This is a genomic window from Rossellomorea sp. NS-SX7 (genome assembly GCF_052828565.1).
The window spans coordinates 2,662,154-2,682,752 of the sequence record NZ_CM128249.1; the positions used below are offsets into that span (position 1 = coordinate 2,662,154).

The window sequence follows — 20,599 nt, forward strand, 5'->3', positions numbered from 1 at the left end:
CCTTATCTTGGCAGAGTGATTTGTTTATTATCTTTGGATTCTTTGTAAAGCACGATGGTGTTGCCGATGACTTGTACAAGTTCTGCACCCGCACCTTCAACCAGTGCATCTGCCACTTCTGATTTATCCCATTCGCAGTTTTGAAGGACGCTTATTTTCATCAATTCTCTTTTTTCTAAAGCTTCCTCAATCTGTTTGATCATGTTTTCGTTGACGCCGCCTTTTCCAACTTGAAAAATCGGCGATAAATGGTGTGCTTCCGAACGTAAATATCTCTTTTGTTTTCCTGTTAACATTATGAACCTCCCAGTTGTTTTAAAACGACATCTTTCATTAAATCCGTATCAGGGGTGACCCCTGTCCATTTTTCAAATGCCAGTGCCCCCTGATAGATAAACATATCGATTCCATTTTGAATGACTGCACCTTTTTGTTCAGCCTGCTTCAAAAAAGAAGTCTGAAGCGGGTTATAAATGATGTCACTGAACACCGCTCCCTCTTTCACCATGCCTACCCGAAGTGGGGATTCCTCAACTTTCGGGAACATGCCGATCGATGTAGTCTGGATGACAACATCATAGTGATGCAAATTCAATTCGGCTTGGGGCAGTTTGTAATAATGGGATTCGATGTCCATAGGACAAGATGCTATCAAGTCAATGGCTTTACCCTCCGAACGGTTGGTAAGATCGATCTTCTTTACGCCCAAAGAAGCGAGGGTATAATAAATCGCCTTTGCAGCACCGCCTGCTCCGATAATTAATACTTCCTTACTTGATAACCCGCCTTTAATATGCTTCTTCAAACCTTCCACATATCCTAATCCATCTGTGTTGTAACCAATCAGCTTCCCTTCACGGTTAACAATCGTATTCACAGCCCCGATCGAGGACGCCAAAGGATCAATTTCATCCAATAAAGGCATGACAGCGGTTTTGTGGGGTACCGTCACATTGATGCCTCTTAACCCGAGTGCCCTGATTCCTTTGATGGCATCCTGCAACCCTTCCGGTGAAACATGGAGCCTCCCGTATGCAGCCTGTATCCTTGCATCCCGGAACGCTGCATTGTGCATCACAGGAGACATGGAGTGGGCAATTGGATCTCCTATTACACCGTATAGATCATCCACTCTACCCCTCCTATATCAAAGATTTTCTTAAGAATACACTTACACCCTTCGGTACATGGGCAGCAACCGCCGCCCCCGGCTCATTCACTGTAATCCAGCCTAACCCGGAGAAAACGATATCCGTCTTCGCTTCTTTCACTTTAAACTCATGCCTTACAAGCTCGGGGAATGTATCCATATCCTCTCTGCGAGGTGGCTGCAGAAGCTCCCCGGCATGGTTCTTATACAGATCGTCGGCTTTCTCCAGTTTCGTCCTATGGATCGTCAATTCATTGGAGAAGTACGCAGTAAATGGCTGGCGTTCCCCCCTTAAAAAGTCGAACCGGGACAATCCGCCAAAGAATAAAGTCTGTTCTGGATTGAGCTGGAACGTTCTCGGCTTGATTTCCTTTTTCGGGGTGATGATCTTCAAATCCTGCTTATCCACGAAATGAGCCATTTGATGATGATTGATGATTCCAGGGGTATCAATGAGGGACTCATTTTCATCCAGCGGAATTTGGATCATGTCCAATGTGGTTCCTGGGAAGTGGGAAGTCGTGATGACATCCTGTTCTCCGGAAACCTGCTTGATGATCCGATTAATGAACGTTGATTTCCCAACATTCGTACAGCCCACCACATATACATCTTTCCCATTACGGTACTTCTCGATTGCCCTGATCGCTTCTTCGACGCCCTGACCCTTAGCTGCACTCACCAACTGAACATCGACAGGCTTCAGCCCTAGTTGGCTGGCTTCATGCTTCATCCAGTGAATCATCTTGGAGTGCTTCACCGATTTAGGTAATAAATCCACTTTATTCCCGATCAACAGTATCGGGTTGGAGCCGACAAAACGATGGAGGCCGGGAAGCCAGCTTCCGTTAAAGTCAAAGATGTCGACTATTTTCACGATCAGCCCTTCAGAATTTCCTATTTCATTCAGGATCTTTAAAAAGTCGTCATCGGTCAACGGAACGTCCTGCACCTCATTATAATGCTTCAACCGGAAACATCTTTGACAAATGATTTCTTCCTTCTGCAATGCGGAGGGCGGAGCATACCCCATGCCTTCTTTGTCTTCTGTCTGAATTCCTACACCACAGCCTACACAAACTACTTCACTCACTTCTTTTCCTCCCACTCAAGCAATCCTTTGCGCTTGAAAAACTTCATGATTCTTCTTTCCACTTTCCGGTTAAACTTTGTAACGAATCCGTCAGACTGAGCTACCGGAACAACTAATATCGTATGAAAACCATTCCTGTTCCCGCCAAGGACGTCTGTCAAAAGCTGATCCCCTATCACAACCGCTTCTTCCTTCTTGACACCCATTTCCTTAATCGCACGTCTGAAAGCACGTCCCATCGGCTTCCGTGCCTGGAATATAAAAGGCACTCCAAGAGGATCAGAGAAAGCCCCAACGCGTTTTTCATTATTATTTGAAACGATCGTCACAAGAATTCCATGCTCCTGCATTTCTTTAAACCATTGGATCAACTTTGGAGTCGCATTTGGCCTGTCCCATTCAACAAGTGTATTATCCAAATCTGTGATGATCGCTTTTATTCCTTTTTCCTTTAAGTACTCCGGACGGATACTGAATATGTCCTGAACCTGTTCATCAGGTAAAAAATGCTTTAACACCGTCTATACACCTCATATTTCTATATCATTTATAACGTACTATAACCTTAATTAAATCAATGATAACCAATTTTACTTGCAGATTCAAAATAAACCATAATATATGGGTATGGTCAATGAATATTACAACTATTCATAAATATTTTTCGACAAATTTCAAGTCCTCTCGCCGCTGTGGATAACCTTATTCACATTATTCCCATAATAAAGTTAGGTAATTTTACCAGTTGTATACAGTTTAATCACAACTTATCCACCGTTAACTGTGGATAACGGAACGCTTGTTCTAAAAAAATATATTTGGTAAAGTTTAATTACTACTTCATAACTTACTAACGATATGTTTGAAAATAAAAATATATGACAATCTGGAGGTGAAATTAATGAGGAAATTATCGGACGAGCTGCTATTGGATTCTTATTACAAAGCGTGCCAATTAAAACTTAACGCAGAGTTTATCCGCCTCATCGAAATGGAAATTCACCGTCGGTCACTATCGCATCGTATAAAAGCTTCCTCTTAAACAGAATAGAGCACGGGCATTGACCTTGGCGACATTCACAAAACAAGAAATGGGACGGAATATCGTATCCGTCCTCTTTTTTTATGCATTGAATTTACCTATCGTTTCCCCCATTTTCACTTCACGAGGAACTGCTTTACCTTCAGAGAACCGAAACCTGTCTTTTTCAAATAGAAGAATGACGGTGGATCCGAAAGTGAAATAAGCCACTTCTTCTCCTTGTTTCCAGGATTCCCGTTCATGTACATATTCAATACTGTTAACGAACATCGCCCCCACCTTGACCACTGACACTTTCCCAAGTGGATGCTGCAGCTCCGTGATTTCTCGATAATTCTTCGAAAGGGCGTCCTTCCCATACAGCAGTCCTAAATCATTCACAGGATAAGAATGTGTCCCCAGTGACCACCTATTCTCAACAATCCCGTCGATAGGACTATGTATACGATGATAGTTCGCCGGACTCAAATAAAAGACCGCAAAATCCCCACCCATATAAGGTGAAGCTTTTTCTCTCGTGCCTAACATATCAAGAACAGAGTAAGGTTTACCCTTCACCATAATCTGGAGTCTGTCAGATATCGTACCTGTTTCGGCAAGCAGACCATCTACGGGGCTTACAGCATCATTTTCTCCGTATTGGACACTTCTTGCGTCCTCTTTCAGCTTTCGAATAAAGAAGTCATGGAGTGTCCGATAATCTTGCGTACTGCCTTGCATGTCGTTTACGTCGATGTTAAATGTCCGGATGAAGCTTGATATGAGCGGACGACTCAAACGGGACTGCACAAACTTTCTCAATATATAAGAAGACCATTTTTTATTTGTCAGTTCAATACTTAATCGATAAATTGATTGTTTCATGATGACCCCTCTCCATTAATAAGAAAAGCGCAAGCGCCTTGTTCACGACGAGCGCTCTTGGTCCACCGGGTGAAGCCGTTCTTCGTCTTCACCCGGCGGACAGAAACGTCTCGAGGGGCTGGGCGCTGGAGCTGGACAATTCTATAATTAAATCTTAAAAAACGAATACCTTTCGCAGTTTAATAAGTATATAATAAATTATCATTATATACTATATTGAAAGGGATTTTTATCTAAAGCATTTTCTTACTGTAACAAGCATAAAGATTTGTAAAATGTATCTGGAAGGGGTGAATGCATTTTGTTACTCTCCAATGTCGTTGACCAGACTGTAAGAAAGCTGAAATCACAAACTGCCAATCTATTGACATTAACCAATTTGTCCCTCGGTGGATTCAGTGTCCTCGCAACGCTGCACAACCAACTGAATTTAAGTCTCCTCCTCATTTTCATCGCTGCGTTAACAGACCGGTTTGATGGAATGGCGGCGAGAAGACTGAATATCGAATCGGAACTTGGAAAGCAGCTGGATTCGATGAGTGACATAATTTCTTTCGGTGTCGCTCCTGCACTGCTGATCTACACAGCCATCTTAAATGAATTTTCTTTTCCTGGAATGTTCTTCACAATCTTCTATATAGGGTGTGGTGCATTTCGATTGGCGCGCTTCAATATCACTGAAAATACAGGATATTTTACAGGGCTGCCTATAACGGCTGCAGGCTGTCTTTTAACTCTTATCTACTTAGCCATTCCGTTTATACCGGGTGAATTGGTATTATTCTTTACTCTTATTCTATCTTTATTGATGATCAGTTCGTTTACACTTAAAAAGATGTAGAAAAAGAAGGACCCGCGATATTTTGCGGGTCCTTCGCTTTTCTTTAGTCTTGTCCAGCTACGGCGGCTAGCCCCTCGAGGTCATAAGTAAATGGTCCAAGAAGGCAAAAAGCGCCTTCCCGGCCCATTCATCTTATGCTTGTCGGGGCTGAACGAGCCGCCTCCGCTTTTCACCTGTCCAGCTACGGCGGCTAGCCCCTCGAGGTCATAAGTAAATGGTCCAAGAAGGCAAAAAGCGCCTTCCCGGCCCATTCATCTTATGCTTGTCGGGGCTGAACGAGCCGCCTCCGCTTTTCTTTTAACAGTTGTTATAGTACCACCAGCCACCGAATAGGAAGAGCAGGATGAGCAGCACAACTGCCAGTGCAAAGTAGAACCCTCCGCCGCCGTAATATACCGGGGGTCCATAATAGGGATAACCAGGATAACCATATGGCATAAGATTACCTCCTTACATACTTACTATGATTACTATATGTGTCCAGCGGGTTATCTGTATGGGCAATTACCCTCTATATTTGGTCATTTGGCCTGTATACTTTTCGGGGACATGCAAGGACTGGCTTCATGATTCATATGCTTCTAGTATAAGTCCTTCATGGAGGTGTAAATATGTCTGGCGTTCTAACTGCACTGGGATATTTCTTCAAAGAATTGATATTTCTCGTCTCATATGTAAAAAACAACGCGTTTCCTCAACCTTTATCAGCAGCAGATGAGAAAAAGTATTTACGCAAGATGGCTGATGGCGATGACCACGCACGAAATCTGCTGATCGAGCATAATTTACGTTTGGTCGCGCATATCGTGAAAAAATTTGAGAATACAGGCGAAGACCCAGAAGATTTAATTTCCATTGGGACCATAGGTTTAATAAAGGCAATCGAAAGCTATTCGGAAGGAAAAGGAACAAAACTCGCTACTTATGCTGCAAGATGTATAGAAAATGAGATACTCATGCATTTAAGAGCTCTTAAAAAGACAAAAAAAGATGTTTCACTCCACGACCCGATCGGGCAGGACAAAGAAGGAAATGAGATCAGCCTGATCGATATTTTGAAATCGGAAACCGATGACGTAATAGATACCATTCAACTGAGTATGGAACTGGAGAAAGTCCGTAAATATATTTGCGTGCTGGATGAACGGGAAAAAGAGGTCATCGTCGGCCGCTTCGGTTTGGACATGAAGGAAGAGAAGACCCAAAGAGAAATAGCAAAAGAGCTGGGAATTTCAAGGAGTTATGTTTCACGGATCGAAAAACGTGCACTTATGAAAATGTTTCATGAATTTTATAGAGAGGAAAAAGAAAAAAGAGGGAAATAACCACTAGAGCACGGAGACAGGAATCCGTGCTCTTTACTGTTTCGTCTGTTGATGAATGGAACCTGTTCTGATATGCACGATTATGCAGCCAGGGGCAGACCCAATTCACGAGATCATTCCTTATTCTTCACTAGCAGCAAGGATTACTTTCTGATTGACAGCAGTTTTCCTCATTGTCATTTTCCACTTCTTTGATTTCTACGCTGCAGCAGTCCTTGGATTCTTTCCCTTTTTCCCCAAAAAGAATTTTCACAAAATTCATTTAACCCAACTCCTTTATTCGTTTTAAATCAAATATTTTTGATTTATTGCTTACATCAAATTTATTTGATTTTACATCATTAGTATATTAGCAGTTTTTTCTAAATGCAACCATTATATCAAAAAAAATTGTCTTAGCATTTTCCGGCTGTCTCCATATAGTATCTTAAATCAAAAAATATTGATTTAATGATTGACACAAGAAAATATTGGATATAAGATGGTTATATCAAATTTAATTGATAAGGAATGGGGTTACATCAATGAAAAAAGAAATACCTTTACAAGACAACTCTAAACTAAAAATATTTGAAACGTATGAAGCAAAATTCAAAGCGATTGCGGATAAAAAAAGACTTCAGATCATGAACATTCTGACAGAAAAAGGTGAAATGTGCGTTTGCGACCTAGCTCCGATTATGGATATGGCACAATCTAAATTATCGTATCATCTTAAAATTCTCCTGGATGCAAATATAATCATCAAAGAGACCAGGGGAACATGGAGTTATTATTCCTTGAATCAAAGCGAAATCAACCACTTATTATCCGAGGAGCTATGCTGTCTATTCAGGCCGACATGCTAATTTTTCGGCTTTCATCCAATTTTTTTGATTGATATATCAAATTATTTTGATGAATAAAAGGAGATGTTAAAGATGTGGGGAGAAACACTGAAAAGCTTTATTGAGATTGCCCTCGAATTAACGGTTTTATTTGTGATCATTTCATTTGCCATCAGTGCATTACAAGGATTCATCCCTTTTGAAAAAGTCGAAAAATTGATATCGGGTAAGAACCGAGCTTGGGGTGCCGCTGCTGCCATCGTATTTGCTTTTATCACTCCTTTTTGCTCCTGTTCAACAATTCCTGTCGTCGTGAACATGTTGAAAAAGAAAATGCCTTTTGGAATCGTTATGATCTTCCTATTCGCTTCTCCTGTATTGGATCCAACCATCCTCACCATAATGGGTGTGGTACTTGGATGGAAAGTAACGATCATTTACACACTGGTCACTACCTTCTTTTCCATCGCTGTCGGATTTATCCTGGAAGCATTGGGATTCGAGAAATACGTCAAAAACGTCATGATGACAGGCTATAGTGAAAAGGAAACGAGATTTTCTTTCAAGGGGGCCATAAAAGAAACACTTGAATTAATGAGAAGTGTTTTTCCATATCTGATGATCGGTGCAGCCATAGGGGCAGTCATTCATGGATTGGTCCCGACTGAATGGATATCAGACTTCTTTGGGAGGGAGCATTGGTGGCTGATCCCGATCGCAGCCATCGTAGGAATCCCATTATATATCCGGCTTTCGAGCATGATCCCGATTTCGCAGATATTAATACTGAAAGGCATGGCCCTTGGGCCGGTCATGGCGATGATGATCAGTTCGGCTGGAGCCAGCCTGCCTGAAGTCGTCCTGCTAAAATCCATCTTTAAAAAAGAGCTGGTATTCATCTTTGTTCTTTCGGTTATCTCAATGTCTACCTTATCCGGTTTCATATTCTATTTTGTATAATGTTTAAAAAAAGGCAGCTGTGATATCACAGCTGCCTTTTCTTTACTTGCTTAGTTGTTTCAAATTTTAATCAAAACGTAGTGCGTTCATTCACCCGTTTGGGCAAAGCGACTGATTCTTTCCCCGATTTCATCGCGGACACGTTGGAAGAATGCCCACTTCTCTTCTTCGGTCCCTTCTGCTTTTGCAGGGTCATCAAATCCCCAGTGTTCTCTTTTTACTTGGGAAGGTGTCACAGGACATTTATCAGCTGCATCTCCGCAAAGTGTAACGACCAGGTCTGCACTATTCAAAATTTCAGGGTCAATGATATCGGATGTTTGATCCGTGATATCGATTTCCGCTTCTTTCATGGCCTTTACTGCATTTGGATTCAAACCGTGTGCTTCGATTCCTGCACTATATACGTTCCATTCGTCACCCAAGTGTTTTTTCGCCCAGCCCTCTGCCATTTGGCTGCGGCATGAATTACCTGTACATAGGAAATAGATGGTTTTCTTTGACATGTTGAATCTCTCCTTCAATGTTTGTTAGATGATCAATAACCAAATATAAAGCCCGACCAGCGTGATGAACAAGGTTGGGATGGTCAGGATGATACCTGTTTTGAAGTACGTGCCCCAGGAGATTTTCACTCCTTTTAACGAAAGGACGTGGAGCCACAATAATGTTGCGAGTGACCCGATTGGTGTAATCTTGGGACCGAGATCCGATCCGATGACATTTGCATAGATAAGAGCTTCGCGGACAACCCCGCTCGTATCTGTATCGGCGATTGCAAGGGCATCGATCATCACCGTAGGCATGTTATTCATGATGGACGAAAGAATCGCCGCTATGAATCCCATTCCGACTGTAGCTGCAAACAGACCTTGATCAGCCGTCCATTGGATGGCGTCAGCCAGCACATTCGTCAAACCAACATTACGCAAGCCATATACGACAACATACATCCCGATGGAAAAGAATACGATTGCCCATGGTGCGCCTTTGATGACAGTTTTCGTATTTACAGCCGCACTCTTTCTTGCCATCGCCAAAAAGAAAATGGCAATAACCCCTGCAATGATCGAAACCGGCAGACCAATGAACTCACTTGCAAAGTAGCCGATCAATAAGATGGCCAGAACCACCCATGAAAGACGGAACATTTTCTGGTCACGGATTGCTTCAACCGGTTTTTTCAGTTGGGAAACATCATAGTTTTTCGGAATGCTTTTACGGAAGAATAGGTACAAAACCAAAATGCTTGCCCCTAAGGAGAAGAAGTTTGGAACAATCATCCGGGATGCAAATTCCACAAACCCGATGCCAAAAAAGTCTGCGGACACGATATTCACCAGATTACTGACGACCAGCGGAAGTGATGTTGTGTCAGCAATGAATCCGCTGGCTATGATGAAAGGAAACACAAGTTTTTCACTGAAGTTCAAGTTACGGACCATCGCCAGCACGATCGGTGTAAGGATGAGGGCAGCCCCATCGTTGGCAAATAGAGCTGCCACCACCGCTCCCAGCAACGAGACGTAAACGAACATCCGCACACCGTTCCCTTTTGCTGCCTTTGCCATATGCAAGGCAGCCCACTCGAAGAATCCAATTTCATCGAGAATGAGTGATATGATAATGATGGCGATGAACGCCAAAGTCGCATTCCAAACAATCGATGTGACGTCCACTACATCATTAAAATCGACAACCCCTGCAATGAGCGCCAGTATCGCTCCGCAGCATGCGGACCAGCCAATCGAAAGCCCTTTTGGCTGCCAGATGACAAGGACAAGGGTGATGAGAAAAATCACTGATGCTAAAATAATCATAATTCCTTTTTACCTCCAATCATTCACAAGAAATACGCAAGCCCTGTTCTTCCAGCTCCTTCAGCTTGAAGTCCTGGTTCGGAAGGTGGTCAAGGAGGGTTTGAATCATCGGAAAGTATTCACTGTCGCGATTCAGAGAATAAATAATCCACTGCCCCCGGCGCTTTTCCCTCACAATTCCCACATCCTTTAATTTTCGGACATGCTGACTGATTGCGGGTTGACTTGTTTTAAAGATCTCAACGAATTCACATACACAACAATCATTCGTATCCAGTATCTTCACCATCGTCAAACGGGTTTTATCCCCTAATAACTTCAAAATCGCAGCAGTCTTATCGATTTCAACAGCCGATGCTTTCATCAAATCCCCTCCTGGCTTTATTTCGAGCATTAACATATTATTCTATGCTTATATAATATTTCACTTATATATAGAACGCAATAGATTTTAAGTTGATTATTTATTCAAAACCTTAGTAAAATTTATAAATACTACAATTGGAAAGTGTGAATGTCTAATGAAAAAATTTAGCATTGATGAAATGAAAAAAGAGGACTGGTTTCAAGTAAGAGACATTTATCGGGATGGAATTTCAACTGGGAATGCAACGTTTCAAGAAATAGCTCCGTCTTGGGAAGAGTGGGATAAGGATCATACCGAGGAAGGACGGATCGTTGCACGTTCAGAAGATTGTATACTGGGTTGGGCTGCATTAAGCCTTGTTTCAAGCAGATGTGTTTATGCAGGAGTCGCTGAGGTAAGTGTCTACGTTTCGAGTCAACATCAAGGTAAAGGCGTGGGCAGCATGCTTCTTCATGCTTTAATAGAAGCTAGTGAACGGAATGGATATTGGACCCTTCAATCGGGTATATTCCCAGAAAACATACCCAGCATCAAACTGCATGAAAAATATGGTTTTCGTACCGTGGGACGACGGGAAAAAATCGGTAAAATGAACGGCAGATGGCGCGACACTCTTTTGCTGGAAAGGAGAAGTAAATCAGCAGGGGTAGATCTAATTTAATTTTCACATACACATCTTTTTTTACTCTGGCATCATTCATTGATTGAATTGGAGAATCACGAGAGTAAAAAAGCGACCCGACCGGATCGCTTTCGCTAAAACCTATTCAACGCTTACCTCAGCAGCTATGATCAAACCAATGACAGACGTTAAGACAAGACCCATTATCATGGAAAACATCTCATTCACTCCTTTTTTGAGTAAGGAATCAACTTTCCTTCTTACTATATAATGTATCACTTTTACCGTGGAATTCCCGGGGCATTCGTGAACAAGTTTTTACTAATAAATGACAGAATTGTGACTGTGTCAATACCCGAATGCAGCGGTCTACTCACAAAAAAAGGATGCCCAGCTTTCTGGGGCATCCTCTAAAATCATCTGTCATTTCTCTTCTTTTTCTTATGAAAGACAGCTGTCCAGACTAAAATATTCAGAAACAATTCTTCCACCCTCTTTCGTGAGTATCTAGGCAGAATCCTTCTCTACCCATAGCGCATTTCGTCTCTTCTCCTGTATATTCATCATTTTTTTCATTCTCCTCTCCTTATTTGCTTGCATTCTCATCGTATTAATAGATGTTTGTTGTAAATTGCTGCTTCGTTTTAGTTTGTTCATATCGCTTCGTCACGTTATAGTTGTGCTCAGCTTCCTCGAATGATTCTTGCTTCTTTTTGAAGGTCACCGTTACGAATAAAAGATTCAATGTCATATCTATCACCCCTTTCAAAGCCTTTTTCAGGCAGTAAAAAACCGCACAGAGATCCTTTCCCCGAGCGGCACAAAAAAGCCGCAGGAAAGCACATTCTCCCCGCGGCTTCATTTAAAATGTCATGTTGAATTTAAATGAAAATCTTCCCACTGGTGGTCGAATGGTTAAAACAATATTCTGTTGTTCCTGAATTCAATACAGCAATGATCATTTTTTTCGACCTCCTTTAGTGTGATTTTTTTCTTACATTGGTTAGTATATCCAATTATCCATAGATTGTAAACACTTTATTTTCGGCAAATTTCGATTTTCTCAATACTTTATCATATTATTCAGGACGATGCCTTCCGAAACGGCAAATCATCTATTTTTGTCAAGAATGGGTCCATCTCTTGTAACCCTATGATGAACCTGATTGGTGTGCACAAAAAAATGAACCCTGAAAATGGGTTCATTTTATAATATCCAGCTCCTGCCCCTAGCCCCTCGAGGTCATAAGCTAAATGGGTCAAGAAGGCAAAAAGCGCCTTCCCGCCCCATTCATCTTATGCTTGTCGGGGCTGAGCAAGGCGCTTCCGCTTTTCTATTCATCTGCAGATTGCAGATCTTTTTTATATTTTATCGCTTTCGTGAAAAAGATCAGTGAAAATGCAAGTAAAACAACCGTCCCTGACATAAGGGTCATCGTCTTGACCGGTGTCACAGTTTCGGAGGGAATCACCACGCCTAAATACATGAAAACACTCAGTGCTAACAACGTGAATCCAAATCGCTTGAAGTCATTGATCTTATGCTGTATATTCTTTTTGTTTAGTGCCTGCTTCATCGTGCAATCACCTACTTTTGAACTAGTAACCTTTCATTCTATGGTAACATACGAAAGCATGCATCCTAGCATGTAATTGATACCAGTTCTTCCAATAGGCAATTAGCGTGATAACGCTCTTTCCAGATCTTCAATAAGATCTTCCGCATCCTCAAGGCCAACCGAGATTCTTACCAGTCCATCCGTGATACCCAATTCGGTGCGTCGTTCCTTCGGAATAGAAGCATGCGTCATTCGTGCAGGAACAGATATCAGGCTCTCAACCGCTCCAAGGCTTTCTGCCAATGTAAAATACTTTGTGTTTGTCAGGAGACGATCTGCGTTTTCTTCGCTCCCCACATCGAATGATACCATGCCGCCAAATCCGGCTGCCTGTTTTTTTGCCACAGTATGATGAGGATGAGTTTCGAGTCCTGGATAATAGACCTTTGAAACTTTCGGATGCTGCGTCAGGTATTCTACAATTTTCTTTGTGTTGTCTTCATGCTCTTCCATTCTGAGACCGAGCGTTTTGATTCCTCTGATCAAGAGCCATGAATCCTGCGGTCCCAATACGCCGCCGGTGGAATTCTGAACAAAGAACAATTCTTCTGCCAGCTCTTCCGAATTGACGACTACGAGTCCTGCGACTACGTCGCTGTGCCCTCCGATGTATTTTGTGGCACTATGAAGCACGATGTCAGCACCAAGACTTAATGGATTCTGCCAATACGGGGTACTGAACGTATTGTCTACAATCGTTAGTAGATTGTGATTCTTGGCAAGTGCTGCCGCTGCTTCAATATCGGTGATTTTCAGTAAAGGATTTGTCGGAGTTTCAATATAAACCGCCTTCGTATTCGGTTTGATCGCTTTTCCGATATTTTCTATATCACTGGAATCCACGAATGTCGACTCGATACCAAGACGGTTTAAAACTTTCGTCATCACTCTGTAAGTACCGCCGTACACATCATCCGTCAGCACGACATGATCCCCGCTGTCAAACATCATCATGACGGCTGTAATGGCTGCCATGCCGGATCCGAACGCAAATCCTTTCTTTCCTCCTTCAAGATCCTTGATGAGTTCTTCAAGTGCATGTCTTGTCGGGTTTCCTGAACGGGAATATTCAAATCCTTTATGTTTCCCTACTTCGTCCTGTTTGTACGTGCTTACTTGGTAGATCGGTGTAGAAACCGCCCCTGTCTGTGGATCAAGTCCAACTCCTCCGTGGATCAACTGTGTTTTCTTTTTCATGATCAGATTCCTCCTTCATAAATTTTCTTACTTAAGTAACGCTCACTTGAGTCAGGAAAGATGGTTAAAATCTTGCTTCCCTGCTCTGCCGTTTCTGCTTCGATAAGGGCAGCATGCAATGCTGCACCCGAAGAACTGCCCACCAGCAGGCCTTCCTGCACTGCCAGTTCTTTCACTCTTCTGAAAGCATCCTCATCGGAAACCGTATGAATTCCATCAAAGTATGAAGCATCCATATAATCCGGCAGGAATTCCATACCGATCCCTTCCGTTTTATGCGGTCCGGACACTCCTCCATTCAATATCGAGCCTTCCGGTTCCACGATGACCGTCTTGATATCCGGATTCATTTCTTTAAGATACCGGGAAGTTCCCATGAATGTACCGCCTGTCCCGGCACCTGCGACAAAGCGATCGATTTGACCATCCATCTGCTTCCAAACCTCTGGACCCAGTGTCCTGTAGTAAGTAGCAGGATTGGCTTCATTTTCGAACTGACCTGGATAATAAGAGTTATCGATTTCTTCAGAAAGCTCCTTCGCTTTTGCAATCGCACCTTTCATCCCAAGTTCAGTGGGCGTATGGATAATTTCAGCCCCCAGTGCTTTCATCAATTCCTGCTTTTCGATGCTGAATTTTTCCGGCACACAAAACATTACTTTATATCCTGAATTCACTGCAGCCAAAGCCAGCCCGATACCTGTATTCCCAGCAGTCGGCTCGATGAAAACTCCTCCCGGTTTGATCTTACCGGTCTCCTCTGCTTCTTTCAGTAGTTCAATGCCCAGCCGGTCCTTGATACTTCCCCCTGGATTGAAGAATTCAAGTTTGGCAAATAGACGGACATCGTTTTTTAATGGAAAATGTGTAAGCTCTATCACTGGAGTATTGCCTATCAGCTCATGCACATTTTTATATACATCCATTGCTCTGTCCCCCTTTTCTAAAACATGGCTCTGTAACTCTGCCCGATTCCGTGCAAAAGCCGGATATACCCTTTTAAAAAAACTGACCTTTGCACCTTCTTCCCTCTCTCTATTCCAAAATGAGTGGTTTTACCACAGCTTTCTGAGAACGGAGAAGGAAGAATGGGGCTAGGGTCAGCTTTCTTTAATACTTTATATAGACTCTACGATGTTCATCACCATTTTAGCAGAGTGCAGGGCCGCTTTTTCCAAGTATTGCTCGAAGGAAACGTCAGATTCCTTTCCTGCGATATCGGATAAAGAGCGAATGATCACGAACGGGACATTGAATTGATGTGCCACCTGTGCAATCGCGGCTGCTTCCATCTCAACAGCCTGTAAGCCTGTAAACTTATCCCGAATCGCTTCAACCCGTGCAGGATCATTCATGAATGAATCTCCAGTTGCAATTAATCCTGAAACGACCTGGGCATCCCCCAGCTCCCTGACACTGTCCACTGCTATTTTCATCAATTTCTCATCTGCTGTAAATGCAGCAGGCAATTGAGGAACCTGGCCGTATTCATAACCAAAAGCAGTCACGTCTACATCATGATGGCGCACTTCTGTGGAAATGACGACATCACCTACATTTAATGAAGGATCGAATCCTCCAGCTGACCCTGTATTGATGATGGCATCCGGCTTAAAGTGCTGCAATAATACGGCTGTAGACATAGCAGCATTTACCTTTCCAATTCCTGAACGAAGAAGAATGACTTCTTTCCCTTTCATCGTTCCGCTTGTATATTCACACCCTGCAATGGTTTCCGTTTGCGGATTTGAAATATTTTCTCTCAGTAATGCTACTTCTTCTTCCATTGCTCCAATGATGGCGATTTTCACGTTAAAAACCTCTTTCTATTGTTTAGTCGCCTCCATAACCCAGACAAAGTTGTTCATCTGCTGAAAATCCACGGTAAAACCCTCTGCAGTCAATAATCTTTGGAGTACCTCGAGAGTCGTATAGTATTCGCGCTTCAAATCTTCTGCAAGATTCAGATAGCCCTTATCTGTAGCTTGATCTATGGCGGCCTGATAATGCTGTTCCGTTTCAAACATCGTATCAGCAAATACTATTTTACCACCTTGTGCAAGCAAGTTTCCATAAATGCCAAAGGCTTTTCCTTTTTCTTCGTCTGTTAAATGGTGAAAAGCATACGTACTGACAATCGTGTCAACGCCGTCACCCAACTTGAATTCGAGAAAATCCCCGTCTAAAAACGAGACTTTATCACCCAGCTTCTGCTGCCCGATGAGTCTCATCTCCGGAGAAGGTTCAAACGGGATGACGTTCAACCCTGCTTCAGACAGCTTGGCTGTCAGATTTCCTGTACCAGGTCCGAATTCCACTACTGTCCCATTGGAACGGGAAACGACCTCACCCAGGATATCTTCATATTTTGCGAAGACATCCTTGTACTCTGCATCTTTCCCTGCGACCGTATCATCATAAGAATCTGCCCAGTCTTCGAACAAATCCAAGAACTCTCTTCCCATCCTAAGCACCTCAGTTTTAAATTAAGTTTATAATTCCTATCAATATACTATGAATTAATTTTAAAACTGTTATTAAAGTATCATATTACTTTTACAAATTCAACAAATAAAAATTGTAAAAATACCGATTGCACACTAAAATGGGAGTGGAACAGTTAGAAATGACGTGATATTTCATACATAGGAGGAAGCAGCATGAATATCTCATTCGATTTAATCCAGGATAAAGTGGAGTTTTTTGAAGCAGATCGATTACAAGCTCTTGAGAAAAAGGTACAAGAGCAAATCGAGCACAATAAAGCGATCATGCTCGGCGTGCATCACGTACAGCATGCGGTCGCCATTGATGAAAATGGAAGAAAACTATATACAGCCGTCGTCCATTTCAAGATGAATAAATAAAAAAAGAAAGCTCCTGGCGCTATTCGCCGGAGCTTTCTCATTTCTTAGTCTTTATCGTTTTCTACCAGTTCCTCAACCTTCGTCGGCTGCCATCCTTGTCCGTCGGTCCATTGCAGATAAACTCGATAGGCAGTTGAACCGCCTTTCTCCGTTACAGTACCAATGGATTTTTGCGGGCCGCCGTTACCTTCGATGTACCACACTGTCATGTTATCCTGAGGGATGCCGGTTGCGTAGGATAGGGCTTTCTCTTTTTCCACCCAGTCGACACTGCCTGGATCATATGAAGACACATGCTCACCTGACTGCTGTGTTCCGACAGGCTCCCAATCAGGGTGCACAATCGTTTTATTCACATTTGGTCCGCCGTTTTCCTCTATCTGGGCATTGCTGTCATCGAGTGCAATAGATTCCTTTTCCTCTGGTGCCTCTTCTTTCTCTTCTTCTTTGTTTTTATCTTTATCTTTCTCTTTATCTTCTTCTGTTTCGATTGATTCCTCATTCATGGAAACTGAGTCGTCATCTTTTTTTTGTTCAGCTTTGTTATCCTTGTCAGCACTGTTTTCAGAGGATTTCTTATCATTGGTTTCAACCTCTGTTGATGCATTTTCTTTATCGGAACCGTTACCGGTCAGAATCGTTGCGCCTACCACTACAATCAGTAGAACAACAACGGCGATCGCTATGTTCAAGACTATATTGGTTTTATTTTTAGAACGTCGGTCTAATCGAGATTTATATTTCGCCATAAGATTCCCTCCTATTATCCTAAACATTTTAACACGATAGAGGAATAAGAATAAAGCGAAACATATACCATTTTCCAAGTGTCAGCTAGAATGGTACGTTCGAAACGGGAGATTTTACTCATTCTGAAGATTATAAACAGCGTCCACACTGTCTTTAAAGATCGGGTAGATCCCCCCTTCATATTCCTGTACATCCATATTGACTGCCACTAAAGCATATTTAGGCTCTTCGAATGGAAAGTAGCCTGCAAACCATTTATTGTACAATTCCTTGCCTTCCCTCTCTTTTCCCGTTTGGGCAGTTCCCGTCTTTCCTGCAATCGTATAAAGGGCGGTGTCCAGGTAAGGGGCGGTTCCTTCAGGAGAGTTAACGACTCCCCTTAAATACTGCTGAAGCTTCATTGCGGTGAAAGGGGAGATTTTATCTCCTTCCATCTTCTTTTTTGGAAAAGAAAACATGCTTGTCCCGTTTTGATATTCAATGGACGTCGCAGCACTGACCATATACTTTTCCCCGCCGCGGGCAATGGTCGCCATCATGTTTGCCAGTCCGAGCGGGGTGACTCTTACTTCCTTCTGACCTATTCCGGTTTGAGAGATAAAGTTGTGATCTTTCCGTTCATCGTCAGATACGAAAATTCTTCCTTCACTCACCTGCAACTGCGAAAAATCTTCATAGTGAAAGACGTTTCCCTTCCAGCTTATGTCGCCTAACAAGCCAAGCTTTTCTGCATATTCCTCCAGGGAATGTGGATCTTTTTCTACCAGTTCATTTGCCAGATCGGCAAATGTTCTGTTACAGCTGACTGCGATACTCGTTTTAATATTAATCGTACCATGTTGTTTGTCAGCTGGTTTACCATAGATATCTTGATCGCAATCGAACATGCGTGATTCATCCACGATTCCCTCATCCATGGCGGCGGCTGCGACAACTGTTTTAAATACAGACCCCGGCGCCAGTGCTTTCAGCATATAGTTTGAGGCTCCTCCACTGAATGGATCACTGTTATTCATCGCTGGGCGAGAAACACTGGCAACGACCTGGCTGTTTTCGATGTCGAGGAGCAGCAAGCCGCCTTTTTCAATCTTGTACTGATCTGCGACCGTTTCCAATGCCTGCTGTATGTCTCTGTCGATGGTCGTTTTGATATTGAGTGGATAAAATGGATTGGCAGGTGCGAGATATTTCACGTCCGCCCCGAATAACGGCCCGCCGATCGCGTCTACATGATAGATCAGCTTTGACTGCTCTTCTGAGATCAGCCATTCATCAAAGATCTCCTGCATACCTGTCACACCTATCTTCTGGTGCACCCCTTTTACTTTATCAGGGTAGCGTTCATGAAATTCTTCTGCGTTTTCCCCGGTTATCCCGATCAATTGGGAAGCAGGGACATGTTCGTTCTTAAATTTTCTAGTAACGGCAAATACCCCTTGTATTTTCAATGCATTGATCTCATTCATCTGTTCTTCCGAAAGCTGAAATGGCTCATTGCCCCCGAATACAATCGGGCCTTTGGCACGTTCAAGCTTGGTTTCAATGATTTCAGGGGTGACATGAATCATACGGGCTACCTCTTCAACCGGCCACTCCATTCTTTTTAAAAAAGGAAATAAGACAAGTACATTTTTCTCCTCGAACGTAAGCGGATTCCCGTCCCGGTCCAAAAACTGTCCCCTGCCTTCATCAATGACGAGCTGCTGTGTACGCTGGGCCACACTTTCCTCAATCAGATTGATTTTATGCTTTGAGAACGATTCCGTCTGGAATAATTGCAGCTGCATTAATCTGGCCGACAACAGCATGAGCACCATAAGCAGCAGGATACCGAGCAGCCTGACCCGTTTTCGTATCATTCCTCTTCACCTCGTCTACATTGTTGACGAGATTCACCCTTTCTAATCCGGCACACGGGCAATAAAAAAAGAAGAAACCCCGTATGGGCTTCTTCCTTTCGTTACATTCAATCAGCTGACTTCTACAATCTTCACATTCATTTCCCCGCCTGGAGTCTGAACCGTTACTTTTGCTCCGACTTTGTGGCCGAGAAGGCTCTTTGCGATTGGTGAATCATTTGAGATCTTCCCTTCAAATGGGTCAGCTTCTGCACTTCCGACGATTGTATATGTTTCTTCGTCTCCATCAGGGAGTTCCACGAACGTTACTTTCTTACCTAATTGAACCGTATCTGAATTCATGTCATCTTCCTGGATGATCTTAGCATTGCGAATCATATTTTCCAATGTAGAGATGCGGCCTTCGACGAATGCCTGCTCGTCTTTTGCTGCATCATACTCGGAGTTCTCAGATAAATCCCCGAAACTTCTGGCGATTTTGATGCGTTCCACTACTTCCTTACGTTTGACCGTTTTAAGATTTTCTAATTCTTTCTCTAATTTTTCTTTACCCTCTAATGTCATCGGGTATACTTTTTCTGTACTCATGACCCTCTTCACTCCTTAACTGTCTTAAAGCTTCCCAAGCTTTTTATGTAGTGCTTCATGATGTGTGAAAATGTAAAGGCAGGGAATGAAGGAAAAGACTTTTCTCCTTCATTCCCCGGTTCCGTTACATTGATGGGAATTTAACCTATATATGTTTATCTATGTTATCGTATTACAAAAATGACTTTTGTTCAAGAATTGTTTGAATTTTTGTTACCATTAGATCGATTGCTACGTGATTATGGCCGCCTTCAGGAATGATCACATCTGCATAACGTTTCGTCGGTTCGATGAATTGGTTATGCATCGGGCGTACCACTGTGATGTATTGATCAATTACAGAGTCAATTGAACGGCCTCTTTCTTTGATATCACGGAGCATCCTTCTGATGATGCGGAGATCTGCATCCGTATCAACGTAAAGCTTGATATCCATTAAGTTGCGCAATCTTTCATCTTCTAATACTAAAATTCCTTCTAAAATGATGACATCCTTTGGTTCTACCAAAATAGTCTCATCCGAACGTGTGTGCATTTTATAATCATACACAGGCTTCTCAACCGGCTGATGATTAAGAAGTTCGTTTAAATGATCAATGAGAAGATCATTGTCGAATGCCAATGGATGATCGTAATTTGTTTTTAACCGCTCCTCAAAAGGGAGATTTGATTGATCTTTATAGTAATAATCCTGTTGCAGCATTAAGATCGAGTGTCCCTGGAATTGCTCGTAGATGGCTTTCGTCACGCTTGTTTTTCCAGATCCGGATCCTCCTGCTACTCCAATAACAACCGGTTTATGTTTCAT

At 42.6% G+C, this 20,599-nt stretch carries 27 protein-coding genes; 7 read left to right on the forward strand and 20 right to left on the reverse strand.

Going from position 1 to position 20,599, the window contains the following annotated elements; genetic code table 11:
- Positions 1-2 precede the first annotated feature (2 nt).
- From yhbY to ACUXV2_RS13375, 4 genes are read right to left on the reverse strand one after another with little or no spacing between them, the layout of a single operon-like run.
- On the reverse strand, positions 3-296 hold the full coding sequence (gene yhbY / locus ACUXV2_RS13360) for a ribosome assembly RNA-binding protein YhbY (RefSeq protein ID WP_446243681.1): 294 nt from the start codon (positions 294-296) through the stop codon (positions 3-5).
- Positions 296-1,132, reverse strand: coding sequence for a shikimate dehydrogenase (aroE, locus tag ACUXV2_RS13365; RefSeq protein WP_446243682.1), 837 nt, complete (start codon positions 1,130-1,132; stop codon positions 296-298). The genes yhbY and aroE overlap by 1 nt, the downstream gene beginning before the upstream one ends.
- Positions 1,133-1,142: 10 nt before the next feature.
- A complete protein-coding gene (gene yqeH, locus ACUXV2_RS13370) occupies positions 1,143-2,243 on the reverse strand; it encodes a ribosome biogenesis GTPase YqeH (RefSeq protein ID WP_446243683.1) in 1,101 nt (366 codons plus the stop codon).
- Positions 2,240-2,761 (reverse strand): YqeG family HAD IIIA-type phosphatase, encoded by a 522-nt coding sequence (locus ACUXV2_RS13375; RefSeq protein ID WP_446243684.1) that lies wholly within the window; start codon positions 2,759-2,761, stop codon positions 2,240-2,242. The genes yqeH and ACUXV2_RS13375 overlap by 4 nt, the downstream gene beginning before the upstream one ends.
- A gap of 383 nt (positions 2,762-3,144) precedes the next feature.
- On the opposite strand from ACUXV2_RS13375, the gene sda reads away from it, so the two are divergent.
- Positions 3,145-3,285, forward strand: coding sequence for a sporulation histidine kinase inhibitor Sda (gene sda, locus ACUXV2_RS13380; protein ID WP_446243685.1), 141 nt, complete (start codon positions 3,145-3,147; stop codon positions 3,283-3,285).
- 81 nt (positions 3,286-3,366) lie between these two features.
- Here sda and ACUXV2_RS13385 read toward each other — a convergent pair whose 3' ends face one another.
- Positions 3,367-4,149, reverse strand: a complete 783-nt coding sequence (locus ACUXV2_RS13385; RefSeq protein ID WP_446243686.1) for a phosphatidylserine decarboxylase — start codon at positions 4,147-4,149, stop codon at positions 3,367-3,369.
- A gap of 301 nt (positions 4,150-4,450) precedes the next feature.
- On the opposite strand from ACUXV2_RS13385, the gene pssA reads away from it, so the two are divergent.
- On the forward strand, positions 4,451-4,990 hold the full coding sequence (pssA, locus tag ACUXV2_RS13390) for a CDP-diacylglycerol--serine O-phosphatidyltransferase (protein ID WP_446243687.1): 540 nt from the start codon (positions 4,451-4,453) through the stop codon (positions 4,988-4,990).
- A 297-nt stretch (positions 4,991-5,287) separates the two neighbouring features.
- Here pssA and ACUXV2_RS13395 read toward each other — a convergent pair whose 3' ends face one another.
- Positions 5,288-5,428, reverse strand: a complete 141-nt coding sequence (locus tag ACUXV2_RS13395; RefSeq protein WP_341985669.1) for a hypothetical protein — start codon at positions 5,426-5,428, stop codon at positions 5,288-5,290.
- Positions 5,429-5,601: 173 nt separating this feature from the next.
- Here ACUXV2_RS13395 and sigK point away from each other — a divergent pair, with 173 nt between their 5' ends.
- The gene (sigK, locus tag ACUXV2_RS13400; RefSeq protein ID WP_446243688.1) at positions 5,602-6,315 is read left to right on the forward strand and encodes an RNA polymerase sporulation sigma factor SigK; all 714 of its coding nucleotides are present in this window, start codon (positions 5,602-5,604) and stop codon (positions 6,313-6,315) included.
- A gap of 130 nt (positions 6,316-6,445) precedes the next feature.
- Here sigK and ACUXV2_RS13405 read toward each other — a convergent pair whose 3' ends face one another.
- Positions 6,446-6,577, reverse strand: coding sequence for a hypothetical protein (locus tag ACUXV2_RS13405; protein WP_446243689.1), 132 nt, complete (start codon positions 6,575-6,577; stop codon positions 6,446-6,448).
- Between the two features lie 262 nt (positions 6,578-6,839).
- Between ACUXV2_RS13405 and ACUXV2_RS13410 the strand changes: the two genes are divergently transcribed.
- Both ACUXV2_RS13410 and ACUXV2_RS13415 read left to right on the forward strand, forming a co-directional pair.
- Positions 6,840-7,163: an ArsR/SmtB family transcription factor gene (locus ACUXV2_RS13410; protein WP_446243690.1), complete on the forward strand. Its 324-nt coding sequence runs from the start codon at positions 6,840-6,842 to the stop codon at positions 7,161-7,163.
- A gap of 72 nt (positions 7,164-7,235) precedes the next feature.
- The gene (locus ACUXV2_RS13415; protein WP_446243691.1) at positions 7,236-8,102 is read left to right on the forward strand and encodes a permease; all 867 of its coding nucleotides are present in this window, start codon (positions 7,236-7,238) and stop codon (positions 8,100-8,102) included.
- 86 nt (positions 8,103-8,188) lie between these two features.
- Here ACUXV2_RS13415 and arsC read toward each other — a convergent pair whose 3' ends face one another.
- From arsC to ACUXV2_RS13430, 3 genes are read right to left on the reverse strand one after another with little or no spacing between them, the layout of a single operon-like run.
- The gene (gene arsC, locus ACUXV2_RS13420) at positions 8,189-8,608 is read right to left on the reverse strand and encodes an arsenate reductase (thioredoxin) (protein WP_446243692.1); all 420 of its coding nucleotides are present in this window, start codon (positions 8,606-8,608) and stop codon (positions 8,189-8,191) included.
- Positions 8,609-8,632: 24 nt separating this feature from the next.
- Positions 8,633-9,922, reverse strand: coding sequence for an arsenic transporter (locus ACUXV2_RS13425; protein WP_446243693.1), 1,290 nt, complete (start codon positions 9,920-9,922; stop codon positions 8,633-8,635).
- A 19-nt stretch (positions 9,923-9,941) separates the two neighbouring features.
- Complete coding sequence (locus ACUXV2_RS13430) at positions 9,942-10,286, reverse strand: ArsR/SmtB family transcription factor (RefSeq protein WP_446243694.1); 345 nt, start codon at positions 10,284-10,286, stop codon at positions 9,942-9,944.
- A gap of 157 nt (positions 10,287-10,443) precedes the next feature.
- Here ACUXV2_RS13430 and ACUXV2_RS13435 point away from each other — a divergent pair, with 157 nt between their 5' ends.
- Positions 10,444-10,950: an N-acetyltransferase family protein gene (locus tag ACUXV2_RS13435; protein WP_446243695.1), complete on the forward strand. Its 507-nt coding sequence runs from the start codon at positions 10,444-10,446 to the stop codon at positions 10,948-10,950.
- Between the two features lie 571 nt (positions 10,951-11,521).
- On the opposite strand, the gene ACUXV2_RS13440 is transcribed toward ACUXV2_RS13435, so the two are convergent.
- From ACUXV2_RS13440 to ACUXV2_RS13465, 6 genes are all read right to left on the reverse strand, one after another.
- Positions 11,522-11,662 (reverse strand): YrzI family small protein, encoded by a 141-nt coding sequence (locus ACUXV2_RS13440; protein ID WP_446243696.1) that lies wholly within the window; start codon positions 11,660-11,662, stop codon positions 11,522-11,524.
- Positions 11,663-12,245: 583 nt separating this feature from the next.
- Positions 12,246-12,488, reverse strand: coding sequence for a YrhC family protein (locus tag ACUXV2_RS13445; RefSeq protein WP_446243697.1), 243 nt, complete (start codon positions 12,486-12,488; stop codon positions 12,246-12,248).
- A 102-nt stretch (positions 12,489-12,590) separates the two neighbouring features.
- Positions 12,591-13,727 (reverse strand): bifunctional cystathionine gamma-lyase/homocysteine desulfhydrase, encoded by a 1,137-nt coding sequence (locus tag ACUXV2_RS13450; protein WP_446243698.1) that lies wholly within the window; start codon positions 13,725-13,727, stop codon positions 12,591-12,593.
- A 2-nt stretch (positions 13,728-13,729) separates the two neighbouring features.
- A complete protein-coding gene (locus ACUXV2_RS13455) occupies positions 13,730-14,653 on the reverse strand; it encodes a PLP-dependent cysteine synthase family protein (RefSeq protein WP_446243699.1) in 924 nt (307 codons plus the stop codon).
- A gap of 192 nt (positions 14,654-14,845) precedes the next feature.
- On the reverse strand, positions 14,846-15,538 hold the full coding sequence (gene mtnN / locus ACUXV2_RS13460) for a 5'-methylthioadenosine/S-adenosylhomocysteine nucleosidase (protein ID WP_446243700.1): 693 nt from the start codon (positions 15,536-15,538) through the stop codon (positions 14,846-14,848).
- Between the two features lie 15 nt (positions 15,539-15,553).
- Positions 15,554-16,192: a class I SAM-dependent methyltransferase gene (locus ACUXV2_RS13465; RefSeq protein ID WP_446243701.1), complete on the reverse strand. Its 639-nt coding sequence runs from the start codon at positions 16,190-16,192 to the stop codon at positions 15,554-15,556.
- 195 nt (positions 16,193-16,387) lie between these two features.
- Here ACUXV2_RS13465 and ACUXV2_RS13470 point away from each other — a divergent pair, with 195 nt between their 5' ends.
- Positions 16,388-16,594: a DUF2536 family protein gene (locus tag ACUXV2_RS13470; protein WP_446243702.1), complete on the forward strand. Its 207-nt coding sequence runs from the start codon at positions 16,388-16,390 to the stop codon at positions 16,592-16,594.
- Positions 16,595-16,638: 44 nt separating this feature from the next.
- Here ACUXV2_RS13470 and ACUXV2_RS13475 read toward each other — a convergent pair whose 3' ends face one another.
- The 4 genes from ACUXV2_RS13475 to udk all read right to left on the reverse strand — a co-directional run bounded on the left by ACUXV2_RS13475 (position 16,639) and on the right by udk (position 20,599).
- The gene (locus ACUXV2_RS13475; RefSeq protein ID WP_446243703.1) at positions 16,639-17,343 is read right to left on the reverse strand and encodes a YrrS family protein; all 705 of its coding nucleotides are present in this window, start codon (positions 17,341-17,343) and stop codon (positions 16,639-16,641) included.
- Between the two features lie 114 nt (positions 17,344-17,457).
- A complete protein-coding gene (locus ACUXV2_RS13480; protein ID WP_446243704.1) occupies positions 17,458-19,203 on the reverse strand; it encodes a peptidoglycan D,D-transpeptidase FtsI family protein in 1,746 nt (581 codons plus the stop codon).
- A 111-nt stretch (positions 19,204-19,314) separates the two neighbouring features.
- Positions 19,315-19,791, reverse strand: a complete 477-nt coding sequence (gene greA / locus ACUXV2_RS13485; protein WP_446243705.1) for a transcription elongation factor GreA — start codon at positions 19,789-19,791, stop codon at positions 19,315-19,317.
- Between the two features lie 172 nt (positions 19,792-19,963).
- The gene (gene udk / locus ACUXV2_RS13490; RefSeq protein ID WP_446243706.1) at positions 19,964-20,599 is read right to left on the reverse strand and encodes a uridine kinase; all 636 of its coding nucleotides are present in this window, start codon (positions 20,597-20,599) and stop codon (positions 19,964-19,966) included.

Coding starts and splice junctions, on each gene's coding strand:
- yhbY (WP_446243681.1), bottom strand. CDS start 296: ATGTTAACAGGAAAACAAAAGAGATATTTACGTTCGGAAGCACACCAT.
- sda (WP_446243685.1), top strand. CDS start 3,145: ATGAGGAAATTATCGGACGAGCTGCTATTGGATTCTTATTACAAAGCG.
- ACUXV2_RS13385 (WP_446243686.1), bottom strand. CDS start 4,149: ATGAAACAATCAATTTATCGATTAAGTATTGAACTGACAAATAAAAAA.
- ACUXV2_RS13395 (WP_341985669.1), bottom strand. CDS start 5,428: ATGCCATATGGTTATCCTGGTTATCCCTATTATGGACCCCCGGTATAT.
- sigK (WP_446243688.1), top strand. CDS start 5,602: ATGTCTGGCGTTCTAACTGCACTGGGATATTTCTTCAAAGAATTGATA.
- ACUXV2_RS13405 (WP_446243689.1), bottom strand. CDS start 6,577: ATGAATTTTGTGAAAATTCTTTTTGGGGAAAAAGGGAAAGAATCCAAG.
- ACUXV2_RS13410 (WP_446243690.1), top strand. CDS start 6,840: ATGAAAAAAGAAATACCTTTACAAGACAACTCTAAACTAAAAATATTT.
- ACUXV2_RS13415 (WP_446243691.1), top strand. CDS start 7,236: ATGTGGGGAGAAACACTGAAAAGCTTTATTGAGATTGCCCTCGAATTA.
- arsC (WP_446243692.1), bottom strand. CDS start 8,608: ATGTCAAAGAAAACCATCTATTTCCTATGTACAGGTAATTCATGCCGC.
- ACUXV2_RS13425 (WP_446243693.1), bottom strand. CDS start 9,922: ATGATTATTTTAGCATCAGTGATTTTTCTCATCACCCTTGTCCTTGTC.
- ACUXV2_RS13430 (WP_446243694.1), bottom strand. CDS start 10,286: ATGAAAGCATCGGCTGTTGAAATCGATAAGACTGCTGCGATTTTGAAG.
- ACUXV2_RS13435 (WP_446243695.1), top strand. CDS start 10,444: ATGAAAAAATTTAGCATTGATGAAATGAAAAAAGAGGACTGGTTTCAA.
- ACUXV2_RS13440 (WP_446243696.1), bottom strand. CDS start 11,662: ATGACATTGAATCTTTTATTCGTAACGGTGACCTTCAAAAAGAAGCAA.
- ACUXV2_RS13445 (WP_446243697.1), bottom strand. CDS start 12,488: ATGAAGCAGGCACTAAACAAAAAGAATATACAGCATAAGATCAATGAC.
- ACUXV2_RS13450 (WP_446243698.1), bottom strand. CDS start 13,727: ATGAAAAAGAAAACACAGTTGATCCACGGAGGAGTTGGACTTGATCCA.
- ACUXV2_RS13455 (WP_446243699.1), bottom strand. CDS start 14,653: ATGGATGTATATAAAAATGTGCATGAGCTGATAGGCAATACTCCAGTG.
- ACUXV2_RS13465 (WP_446243701.1), bottom strand. CDS start 16,192: ATGGGAAGAGAGTTCTTGGATTTGTTCGAAGACTGGGCAGATTCTTAT.
- ACUXV2_RS13470 (WP_446243702.1), top strand. CDS start 16,388: ATGAATATCTCATTCGATTTAATCCAGGATAAAGTGGAGTTTTTTGAA.
- ACUXV2_RS13475 (WP_446243703.1), bottom strand. CDS start 17,343: ATGGCGAAATATAAATCTCGATTAGACCGACGTTCTAAAAATAAAACC.
- ACUXV2_RS13480 (WP_446243704.1), bottom strand. CDS start 19,203: ATGATACGAAAACGGGTCAGGCTGCTCGGTATCCTGCTGCTTATGGTG.
- greA (WP_446243705.1), bottom strand. CDS start 19,791: ATGAGTACAGAAAAAGTATACCCGATGACATTAGAGGGTAAAGAAAAA.
- udk (WP_446243706.1), bottom strand. CDS start 20,599: ATGAAACATAAACCGGTTGTTATTGGAGTAGCAGGAGGATCCGGATCT.